The organism is Pseudoruminococcus sp. (genome assembly GCF_047012705.1).
Taxonomy (GTDB): Bacteria; Bacillota; Clostridia; order Oscillospirales; family Acutalibacteraceae; genus Pseudoruminococcus.
This window is the reverse complement of record NZ_JBKXNW010000002.1, coordinates 106,898-117,659: the sequence shown is the minus strand read 5'-3', so window position 1 is coordinate 117,659 and position 10,762 is coordinate 106,898. Positions and strand designations below refer to the sequence as shown.

9 protein-coding genes are annotated in these 10,762 nt (G+C 40.5%); all 9 read right to left on the bottom strand.

Features of this window, described 5'->3' with window-relative positions; all coding sequences use genetic code 11:
• Positions 1 to 224: 224 nt before the first annotated feature.
• The gene (gene ruvA / locus ACLU24_RS02415) at positions 225 to 827 is read right to left on the bottom strand and encodes a Holliday junction branch migration protein RuvA (RefSeq protein ID WP_412610088.1); all 603 of its coding nucleotides are present in this window, start codon (positions 825 to 827) and stop codon (positions 225 to 227) included.
• 6 nt (positions 828 to 833) lie between these two features.
• The gene (ruvC, locus tag ACLU24_RS02410) at positions 834 to 1,418 is read right to left on the bottom strand and encodes a crossover junction endodeoxyribonuclease RuvC (protein WP_412610087.1); all 585 of its coding nucleotides are present in this window, start codon (positions 1,416 to 1,418) and stop codon (positions 834 to 836) included.
• Positions 1,419 to 1,539: 121 nt separating this feature from the next.
• The gene (locus tag ACLU24_RS02405; protein WP_412610086.1) at positions 1,540 to 2,160 is read right to left on the bottom strand and encodes a superoxide dismutase; all 621 of its coding nucleotides are present in this window, start codon (positions 2,158 to 2,160) and stop codon (positions 1,540 to 1,542) included.
• Between the two features lie 15 nt (positions 2,161 to 2,175).
• On the bottom strand, positions 2,176 to 2,982 hold the full coding sequence (locus ACLU24_RS02400; RefSeq protein ID WP_412610085.1) for a polysaccharide deacetylase family protein: 807 nt from the start codon (positions 2,980 to 2,982) through the stop codon (positions 2,176 to 2,178).
• Positions 2,983 to 3,683: 701 nt separating this feature from the next.
• Positions 3,684 to 6,506, bottom strand: coding sequence for a hypothetical protein (locus ACLU24_RS02395; protein ID WP_412610084.1), 2,823 nt, complete (start codon positions 6,504 to 6,506; stop codon positions 3,684 to 3,686).
• A 112-nt stretch (positions 6,507 to 6,618) separates the two neighbouring features.
• The gene (pgsA, locus tag ACLU24_RS02390) at positions 6,619 to 7,212 is read right to left on the bottom strand and encodes a CDP-diacylglycerol--glycerol-3-phosphate 3-phosphatidyltransferase (protein ID WP_412610083.1); all 594 of its coding nucleotides are present in this window, start codon (positions 7,210 to 7,212) and stop codon (positions 6,619 to 6,621) included.
• Positions 7,213 to 7,245: 33 nt separating this feature from the next.
• Entirely contained in the window at positions 7,246 to 8,577 is a 1,332-nt protein-coding gene (gene rimO / locus ACLU24_RS02385; protein WP_412610082.1) for a 30S ribosomal protein S12 methylthiotransferase RimO, read from the bottom strand.
• 57 nt (positions 8,578 to 8,634) lie between these two features.
• A complete protein-coding gene (locus ACLU24_RS02380; protein ID WP_412610081.1) occupies positions 8,635 to 9,240 on the bottom strand; it encodes a regulatory protein RecX in 606 nt (201 codons plus the stop codon).
• Between the two features lie 2 nt (positions 9,241 to 9,242).
• Complete coding sequence (gene recA / locus ACLU24_RS02375; protein ID WP_412610080.1) at positions 9,243 to 10,397, bottom strand: recombinase RecA; 1,155 nt, start codon at positions 10,395 to 10,397, stop codon at positions 9,243 to 9,245.
• Between the last annotated feature and the right edge of the window lie 365 nt (positions 10,398 to 10,762).

The window sequence follows — 10,762 nt, the reverse complement described above, 5'->3', positions numbered from 1 at the left end:
GGACTACCTTTGGAAACTGCAAGCTTTTGAAAAAGCTTGAGCAAAACTTTTAATTATCTAAGATAAGTATGTTAGCTAAACGGGAGTTTAGTTCTCCGTGTGAGTAAACTTCACATACCCACTACGAGCGAGGTTTACCGAGCGATTCCGCGTCTTGACAGCGGCGGCACGCCGCCTCGAGCGAAACTTTTAAGTGTCTTAGCGCAAGTGCATTAGCTAAGCGGTCACGCACCAATCTTTTTTAATGTCAGCTTTATGATTTCCTCAACGGACAAATCTGGGTCTATGCCTGCCATAAACGGCAAAACATCATCGCTTGCATATCCCAAAACTGCCAATGCTCCAACAGCTTTTTGTATATTTCCTTGAGCAGCTTGCGGAGTAGGTACAAAATCTGATGAAGCACTTGCAGATGTTGTCGAAATTAGTTTAAGCTTGTCCTTTAGCTCGAGAATAATTCTCTCGGCAAGCTTTTTTCCTACACCATTGGCACGAGTAAGCGTTTTACTATCACCGCCAGAAACCGCAATAGCAATTTGTTCGGGGCGAAGCTCTGAAAGCAAGGCAAGTGCAAGTCTTGCACCAACACCACTTATTGACATAAGCAGCTTAAAGCAATTTAGCTCCTCCTGACCAGCAAAACCGCAAAGCTCTATTGCATCATCTCTGACGAGCATATGCGTATAAATTGTACAGCGTTCGCCGATTTTTGGCAAAAGCCTTTGTGTATTTAAGGTTGTCAAACACTTATAACCAACGCCCGCACATTCAATAACTACAAAAGTAGGTTCAGCATGGATAAGTGTTCCGCATAAGCTATATATCATCTCAAATTATCCTTTTCTTTTCGGTGGTGAATTTTTCGGGAGAATAGACTTTGAAGCGTCAGCCTGTGGATAGAGCGTTCCACGAGTGTTTCCACTCTGATTTAAAAGCATTTTTAGCTTAGTGCCGGCTGACTGTGCGTGACAAAGTGCCACTGCAAGTGCATCTGCGGTATCATCGGGTTTCGGGACCTCCTTTAAACCGAGATGTCGCCTTACAATCTCCATCATTTGTGGCTTTTTCGCTCTGCCATAACCCGTTAAGGCTGTTTTTATCTGAAGTGGGGTATACTCAAAAACAGGCAGTTTGCTTTTTTGTAAGGCAAGCATTATTACACCTCTCGCCTGTGCAACATCAATGGCTGTCTTTTGGTTATTCTGAAAATAAAGCCTTTCTATTGCCGCAACCTGTGGTTTAGTCTTTGCAATAATAAGTTCAAGCTCATCATAGATAAGCTCAAGCCTTTTCGTAAACGGTGTATCGGAGCTTGTAGTTATCGCACCATAGCTTAGTGTCTTATATTTTCCACCGAAAAAATCTATGATTCCATAACCGATTATTGCATAGCCTGGGTCTATTCCAAGTATCCTCATAAATAAATTTCTCTCCAAAAATAATCAAAGGTGACAATGAAGCCTTTTCACATAACATCAGCTTTATGTCACCTTTTTATTATATCACAAGCAATAAGTCTTAGCAATATTTTGAAAAAATTTATCCTGCTGGATACCTCGCACTAACTTTTTTCCAATCAATAACATTACACCATGCGTCAAAATATTTATCTCTTTGTTGCTCGTATTTAAGAAAATATGCGTGTTCCCATACATCTATAAGCAATAATGGCTGTAAAATAAGAAGTGGCGGGGGGGCTTGATTAGGTGTTTTTACTATTCTTAACTTTGAGGTGCTATCATACATAAGCCAAGCATAACCTGAACCAAATTGTGATATTGCTACAGCTTTCATCACTTGGCACAATCTTTGCATAGAACCAAAATCTCTTATAATAGCTGTTCGTAAGTTTTGGCTTGGTTCTGTCTTATTAGGTGTCATTCCGTCAAAATACAGATAATGATTCATAACACCTCCACCATTATTTTTTAGGGCAGTTTCCATTAAATCCTCAAAATCGGAACTATAAGCAATAAGGTTATGTAAACTCCAATCCTGATAAATAGGATTATCTTTAAGTATCATATTCAGATTATCAACATATTTTTTGAACATAATATCGTGGTGTATGTGCATCGTTTCTGTATCAATATATGGTTCAAGTGCATTATAGGCGTAAGGCAGTGGCGGCAGAGTAAACGGGTAGTGCTGGTCGAGCATTATAAATAACCTCCATTATGAAATTAAATCCTTGATTTCTCCGAAAGAATATCCCATATCTTCCCATTTTGTAAGGAGTTCATCAAGTATATCGCCATTTGTTTTCGAGGTGCTGTGCAAAAGTACAATCGCACCTGGGTGGATTCTTTTCAAAAGCTTATTAAAGGCCTCTTCTTTAGTTGGCTGTTTGTTTTCGTACCAATCTACATAAGCAAGGCTCCAGAAGATTGTTTTATATCCGAGCTTATCAGCCATTTCAAGATTGCTGACACAATATTTTCCTTGTGGTGGTCGATAGATTTTCAGAAGTTCTTGACCTGTGGTTTCTTTATAGAGAGATTCGAGCGACTGCAATTCCTTTTTGAAGCTCTCCTCATCAGAAATCTTTGACATATCAGGGTGTGAATATGTATGATTTCCGACTGTATGCCCCTCCTCTACCATACGCTTGACAAGTTCAGGCGAGGTTTCAATATAGTTTCCTACAAGAAAAAAAGTTGCTTTGACATTATGTTTTTTCAAAGCATCAAGAATTTTTTCGGTATTACCGTTCTCAAAGCCCGCATCAAAGGTCAGATAGATGGTATTTTTTGAGGTATCTCCGATATAATAAGCATTGTGTTTTGCCAAATCCGCAACAGAAGCATTGCCTGTTGGTGGTTTTCCGTCCTCCTTGAAGCCAAGTCCCCAGTTAGTATTTTCTGCTACGGTTTCTACTGCCTCATTACTGCCAAAAGCCCCTATTACCGCCGGAATACACAAAGCAAATAACAAAACCGTCATTGCGATTATGACGGTTCTTTTTTTAAGTATAAAGTACATACAGCCACCGCCTTATAATAAGTCTGTTTAATAATATGCACCTACTTTTATAATTATTCTGTTTATCTAACGCACTTGCTCTAAGACAATCAAAAGTTTCGCTCGAGGCGGCGAGCCGCCGCCCCCAAGACGCGGAATCGCTCGACAAGTCTCGCTCGTAGTTAGTTTAAGAAGTTTATCCACGCGGAGAACTAAACTGCCGATTAACTAACTAACCTTCTAAAAGACAATTAAAAGGCTCGCAGTTTCCAAAGGCAGAGCCTTTGGTCGCTCTCCGCAGAGAGCGAAACACTTTATGCTCCTCAAAGCGCAGGAGGGTAGAAAAACATTCCAGTGGAATGTTTTTCGTAGGGAACCCTCGCAGGGGGTTCCCTGTAAGACTAATATTGCTAACAATAGAGAAAAAAGCGGTGGACAAAGTCCACCGCTTTGGAATCAAAGAAATGTTAAGGGCGTTGCCCTTAACACCTATGAGGGACTCCGTCCCTCAACCCTGCAAGCTTTTGAAAAAGCTTGAGCAAAACTTTTAAGTGTCTTAGGATAGTGCATTAGCTAATCGGCAGTTAATTGGGAATTTCTTCGACCGCGGCAACAAACTTCCATTGCGAATGTCGAGGTTTTGCTTGCAAAACCGATTCCGCGTCTTGACTGCGGAGGCACTCCGCCGCGTCTTGGGGGCGGAGGCGCTCCGCCGCTAACAATTACTTCAAATAATAGTATGTATTATTTGAAAGCTCTATCTTTTTTGAACCCTCAAATTCAACACTTCTGAATTCGCCCTTAATTTCCTCGCCGTCAAGCATATATATAACACCTTTGCCGTCAATTCTGCCATCGACAAATTCTCCGGTAAATCTATGGTCGCTATAAAGTATTGTACACTTTCCGTCCGGTTTCCCATTTTTTAATCTACCCGTAAACTGTCCGCCATCTAAAGCGTATTCAACAACATAGCCTGTTCCATTGCGATACATATCGTATTCACCATCGGCAAGTTCATCACACTTAGGAAGCTTTTCAATTTTACGGAGAATTACGCTCATATTCTTTTGTTCACGACCAGCCTTAAAGATACCCTCAAAGCTTTTTTCGCCATATTCATTGAAGCTTGCACCGAAACCGTCACGCACACCATTTCTGACATTTCCGTCAAATATCAATGCACCGTTTTCTTCGGAATACTCTCTCATATAAACAAGCTCACCTGATGAATAAATGCACTCACGAATGATTTTTCCGTTTGAAATTTCATTTATTCTTCCATCTTTTTTGCCTTCTTTGAATACGCCGACGCAAGAAATTTCGCCATTAGAATAGCAAATTCCACAACCATTATATTCGTTTTCGAAGAATTTTCCACGATAAATCATAGAACCTTTTTCGTATTCACAACCATAGCCGTTTTTCTTGCCGTCCTTGAACGAACCGGCATATATAAGCAAATCATCTTCGTAAAGTCTGCCCTCGCCGCAGTAGACGCCTTCTGAAAATTCACCGTCATATACCTTTATGCCCTTGATATATTCAGTACCCTTGCCAAAACGCCTTCCGTTTTTCCATTCACCTGAATAGACAAGCTCGCCCTTTGCAGTATATTCGGACATAAGACCGTTTGCCTCACCATCGGAGAAACGACCTTCATAGTATGAACCATCAGAATTATAAACTCTGCCGTTTCCGCTTGAAAGATTATTTGCAAATAAGCCTTCATAAATAAGTTTACCGTTTTTATCGTACTGCTTGCCCTCACCTTCGGCAGCACCGTATCTGAATTCACCCTCGATGAAACCGCCATCTGTGAGATAAAGAATTCCTTTGCCGTTATATCTTCCGCCACGCCATTCGCCATTATAATGGATTGTGCCGTCTTCGTTGTATTCAATACCCTTGCCGGAGCGTTCGCCACGATTCATTTCACCGCTATAAAGCAAAGCTCCTGATGGTGCAAAAATCGTACCTCTGCCAGTAAATTTACCATTCTGATAAATTCCTACGACAACATTTTCGCCGATAGTCATAACGCCTGCACCGTCACGCTTGCCGTCCTTGTATGTACCGAAATATTTAAGCTCACCCTCGCTATTGAAGCTTGCTCCCGAACCCGATGGTTTATCATTATGCCATTTTCCTGTATAGCAAGCGCCATCTATGGAATACGCCGTTCCAAGACCTTCACGCTTATTTTCGTCCCACGCACCAACATAGCAAAGATTGCCCGATTTGAAATAATAAGCACCAAAACCGCTTCTTTTATCGTCCTTATAATGACCCTCATAGGCTGTTATACCGTTTTCCATAGCGGTGCGGCCTCTGCCGTCACGCATATCGTCCGTAAGCTCTCCAAAATAGAAATATCTGTCCTTCTCGGTTTTGATTTCCTTTTTCGGAAGATTTTCATATGGACAATCTGATGCAAAAGCACAAAGTGTTTCTCTGAGTTCCTGCGGAATTACCTGTTCATAAACAAAGCCCTCGTCTTCGGAATTTTCATCTTCTTTGTCTTGGTCTTCTTTTGAAATTTCTGCGATAAATTCATCTTTTGTAACAGTTTCAAAAACGCTGTCATCTATGCTTGGGATAGGAAGTTCCTCGTTTTCATCTGCAATTTCGGTATCGGATTCTGCTGAAACGATAGTATTATCTTCCTTTTCAGAAGTTTTATTTTCAGATTTTTTCGGCTTAACCTTGATAGTATGCTTTTCTGTTTTCTCGATTTTTTCAATCTTATCAGTTTTTTCTGAATCTTCGGCATTTTTCGCCGTTTCGATATGCTGAGGCTCAGGCTTTTTAGCGTCAGTTTTTTCATAAACCTCCGCTTCGGAAAGATTTATATGCTTTCCTTCGCCGTTTTCTGCTATTGTAAATGCTGATTTTACAGTTTCAACATCTTCATCGTTTTGACCTTCAAGTAATTTTTTCAATGCGGCAGTACGAACCTCAATTTCGTCTTTAGTGCAGTAATAATATGCACCTGTACTTGTCTTACAGAATATCTGCGGCTCGCCTGTAAGTCCGTTAAGCTCTTTGGTAATATCCTTGCCCGTGCGTTCAGTAAAGGCATAGAGCTTCTCGTCCTGATTATTCACAGTTTTTATAATGATATATTCGTTATTTTCAATAGACGGAGTGAGAATCATAGTCGGAACAACTCTGTTATCAGCAAAAAACTCTACACGAATGATTTCGTGTTCAAGACTGAAGAATATTTTCTTATAGAGGTGCTTGGATTTATCAAAACACTCTATTCTATAACCACCCTCACAAGGAACAGTTCTTTCGCACTGGCTATTTCCGCAAAATTTTCTCCAGTTAAGGACCTTGCCTTGCTCCATATTATAAGAAAGCTTATATGTATCATCGTCACATTTTAGAGTAAGTCTGCCCCTTATGTTATGCCTTGCTTTAAAAAATTCCTTTCGGATATCATAAAGACCGTCTGAGGAATCAGCCTTTTCAATATCAAGGTTATATATAGACAATATAGTATCATTGCTCTTTGGAGCATTTTTAAGTTCATAATCCATTATCTTCAGTCCTTATTTAAAATTGCTTAGTGGATTTTTGCCAATTAGCTAATACAAAAGAAGTTTATTAACGCGGAGGAAATAGCTGCCGAGAGGCAAACACAGTTTGTCATTATTTAGCGTTCTTGACAAATTCTCGGTTATCCCACATATATATTATACCGGAAATCAAGGTCAGAGCAACTACTATCCACATCAGAACATCACTTGCAACATAAAATATCGAGCTTATAAGTCCTATATTTTCAAACGATATACAGCCCATCGTGTTAAGCTCAAGTATATACTGCATAATCAGTATAAGAAGTACAGCTACAATCTGACTTACCGTCTTAGCCTTACCCCAGTTATTTGCAGCAACTACCTTGCCTTTACCTGCGGCTACAAGTCGCATTGATGTTACCATAAATTCTCTTGTCAGAATCAATATAAGAATTATTGCATTCGTTAAGCCTACTTGTACAAAACAAGCAAGTGCCGCAGTAACCATTATTTTATCTGCCAAAGGGTCGGCAAATTTTCCGAAATCTGTTATAAGATTATTCTTTCGTGCAATTTTTCCATCGAGATGGTCTGTATATGAAGCAGCTCCAAAAATTATTGCCGCTATTATGTAATGATGTGGAATCTGCGGCAAAAGCAATACTGCTACAAAAAATGGTACAAGTATAATACGCAAAACTGTAAGTTTATTCGGCGTATTCATTTTTGAAGCCACTCCCTTTCGTTCTGTAAAAAATTATGCTTTATATTCTCCAATAAGGTCAACATCTATATAGTCTGTAATTTCTACATCTATAATATCGCCAACTGCCGGCTTTTTTCCGTCTACTGTAAAGAAAACCTTACCGTCTACCTCCGGTGCGTCTGCGGAACTTCTGCCATAATAACATTCAGCGTATCTGTCAAAGCCTTCAAATAGAACCTTTATGGTCTTGCCAATCATAGACTCACATTTTTCAGCCATAATCTCTGCCTGCTGTTCCATAATAATATCTCTGCGGTGCTTCTTGACATCATCATCAATCTGGTCTGGAAATTCCGCCGCCGGAGTATCTTCCTCAGGTGAATATGCAAAACAACCCATTCTGTCAAAACGCATATCTCTTACAAACTCTGAAAGCTCTGTGAAATCTTCCTCAGTTTCTCCCGGGAAACCTGTTATAAAGGTTGTACGGATTGTAAGATTCGGAATTTTAGCTCTGAGCTTATTGATAAGCTCTGTAAGAACCTCTCTGTCACCATGACGATTCATACGCTTTAGTAACTTACCACTTGCGTGTTGAAGTGGTAGGTCTATGTATTTCAGAACCTTAGGCTCATTTGCGATGGTATCTATAAGCTCATCTGTCATTCTGTCCGGATAACAGTATAGCACTCTTATATAGAAATCGCTGTCGATTTTACATAGCTCTCTCAAAAGTTCAGGAAGCATACGCTTTTTGTATAAATCTTCGCCATATCTTGAAGTATCCTGTGCGATAAGAATAATTTCCTTTACGCCGTTATTGACAAGGCCTGTTGCCTCTTCAACAATATCCTCAATTTTACGACTTCTGAATTTACCTCTGATTTTTGGAATAGCACAGTAGGTACAGCAGTTATCACAGCCCTCTGCAATTTTAAGATAGGCATAATAAAACGGTGTTGAGCGAAGTCTTGGTGCATTGATATCAAGACATAGCTTATCAGGGAATTCCTCAACCTTTTTGCCCTTGAGAACTTCTCTTACGATATTTGCAATATCGCTGTTTGCACCAATACCAACAACAGCGTCAATCTCATAAAGCTCCTTAAGAATTTCAGTCTGATACCTTTCAGCAAGACAGCCTGTAACAATTATAGCTTGGATTCTACCCTCTTTTTTAAGCTCTGCAAGCTCTAAAATTTCATCAATACTTTCTTGCTTTGCATCTTCGATAAAGCCACAAGTATTGACAATCGCAACATCGCTCATAGCCGGGTCTGCAACAATCTCAAAGCCTTCTTGCTTTAAAGTAAAAAGAAGCATTTCTGCGTCTACTCTGTTTTTTGCACAACCAAGACTTACCATACCGATTTTAGTAGCCATATTTTAAAAATTCCTCCTGCACAGAAGCACTTGAGGGCATAGTTATACCCTCAAGTGTCATTCATCTTCATATTCTGATAATACACTGTTTATATCATAATAGGAGTATCCCAATGCCGCAAGAGCATTTGCTGTTCTGCGGCGGGCTTTTATATCTCCAAGTTTATTTCTGAATTTTGTTTCAAGCAATGAGCGAATCTGCTCTTCGGGGTCTGGGGTTAATTCTTCGATAATCTCATCAATGATTTCCCTGTCTATTCCCTTTCGCAAAAGCTCATAGCTTACACGCTTAGGTGCGTATTTTTTTCTGCGGAAAAGTTCTTCCGCAAAATCTCTTGCAAATTTTTCATCATCAACAAGTCCAAGCTGAACCATTTTATCGGCGGCTGCCTCTGCGGCATCATCGCCATAAAGCGGTTTAATCTTTTCGATAAGCTCACTTCTTGAACGACTTCGATATTCCAAAAGATAAAGAGCCTTTTCCTTTGCTCGGCTGAGATTTGATTCTATGACAATTTCGTGCAGTGTGTCGTCATCAATTTCCGAACCAACCTTAACACCGGATTTTGCAAGAGCAAAGGTATCAAGCTTCATAGCATATTCGCCGTCAATATAGACGGCACTCAAGCCCTTTTTCTTTTCCTCAATAGCTGTAATCTGCATAATTATTCAACCATAATGTCTATATCTGCGTCATCAATACGGTCGGATTTTTCTTCTTTTGTATCTTCCGCCTGAACATCTTTTGTGTTTTCTGATTCTGAGCTTTCCTCATCTTCCGCAGATTTAGATTTAACAGCCTTGCCCTTTGGCTTTTTAGCTATCTGACCAAGAAGTTCGTCCTTATGCTTTAAAGTTTCCTCCTCGATTTCTTTAGCAAGAGCAGGGTCGTTCTTGAAAAGTTCCTTGACTTTATCTCTGCCCTGTCCAAGACGGGTTTCCTTATACGAGAACCACGCACCGCTCTTCTTAACAACATCAGCCATAACAGCCAAATCAAGAAGTTCACCTACACGAGAAATACCCTCGCCATACATAATATCAAATTCAGCAACCTTAAAAGGCGGTGCAATCTTATTCTTAACAACCTTAGCCTTAGTTCTTGAACCTATAATCTCACTACCGTTTTTGATAGGTTCGCCCTTTCGGACATCAATTCTGACTGTTGAATAGAACTTCAATGCACGACCGCCCGGAGTGACTTCAGGGCTGCCATAAACAACACCAACTTTTTCACGAAGTTGGTTGATGAAGATTGCAACGCAGTTAAGCTTTGAAATTGAGCCTGTAAGCTTTCTGAGAGCCTGTGACATAAGGCGAGCCTGTACACCAACATGAGTGCTGCCCATTTCGCCCTCAATTTCAGCCTTTGGTGCAAGAGCCGCAACCGAGTCAACGACTATAATATCAATCGCACCGGAGCGAACGAGTGCCTCTGTAATTTCAAGAGCGTCCTCACCGGTATCAGGCTGTGATACTAGCAAGGAATCAATATCTACACCGAGAGCTGATGCGTAGACAGGGTCAAGTGCGTGTTCAACATCTATAAACGCCGCTGTGCCGCCGGCTTTCTGAGCCTCTGCAATACAATGGAGAGCAAGTGTAGTTTTACCGCTGGATTCCGGACCATAGATTTCTGTAATTCTTCCACGAGGAAGACCACCTATACCGAGAGCCATATCGAGAGTGAGAGAGCCTGTTGAAATAGAGTCAATCTGCATAGCTGCGTTTTGTCCAAGACGCATAACTGCTCCCTTACCGAATTGTTTTTCTATTTGGCGAAGTGCCGTTTCAAGAGCTTTTTCTTTATCAAATGCCACAATAATTCATTCCTTTCTACACTTATGCACTTATCTTCGAAACTTAAAAGTTTCCTAAGACAATTAGTTTTGCTCAAGGCAGAGTGCCTCCGCTGTCAAGACGCGGAATCGGTTTTGCAAGCAAAACCTCGACATTCACAATGGAAGTTTGTTGACGCGGTCGGGGAAACTACCGATTAGCTAATAAATTTTTCTAAGACAATTAAAAGTTTTGCTTAAGCTTTTTCAAAAGCTTGCGGTTTCCAAAGGCAGAGCCTTTGGTGGGTGTTAAGGGCGAAGCCCTTAACATTTCTTTGCTTCCAAAGCGGTGGACTTCGTCCACCGCTTAATTTTTTCCGTAAGCAACATTAGTCAATAAAGGCGAA

Coding starts and splice junctions, on each gene's coding strand:
- ruvC (WP_412610087.1), bottom strand. CDS start 1,418: ATGAGGATACTTGGAATAGACCCAGGCTATGCAATAATCGGTTATGGA.
- ACLU24_RS02380 (WP_412610081.1), bottom strand. CDS start 9,240: ATGCAGATTACAGCTATTGAGGAAAAGAAAAAGGGCTTGAGTGCCGTC.
- ruvA (WP_412610088.1), bottom strand. CDS start 827: ATGATATATAGCTTATGCGGAACACTTATCCATGCTGAACCTACTTTT.
- ACLU24_RS02395 (WP_412610084.1), bottom strand. CDS start 6,506: ATGGATTATGAACTTAAAAATGCTCCAAAGAGCAATGATACTATATTG.
- ACLU24_RS02405 (WP_412610086.1), bottom strand. CDS start 2,160: ATGCTCGACCAGCACTACCCGTTTACTCTGCCGCCACTGCCTTACGCC.
- pgsA (WP_412610083.1), bottom strand. CDS start 7,212: ATGAATACGCCGAATAAACTTACAGTTTTGCGTATTATACTTGTACCA.
- rimO (WP_412610082.1), bottom strand. CDS start 8,577: ATGGCTACTAAAATCGGTATGGTAAGTCTTGGTTGTGCAAAAAACAGA.
- ACLU24_RS02400 (WP_412610085.1), bottom strand. CDS start 2,982: ATGTACTTTATACTTAAAAAAAGAACCGTCATAATCGCAATGACGGTT.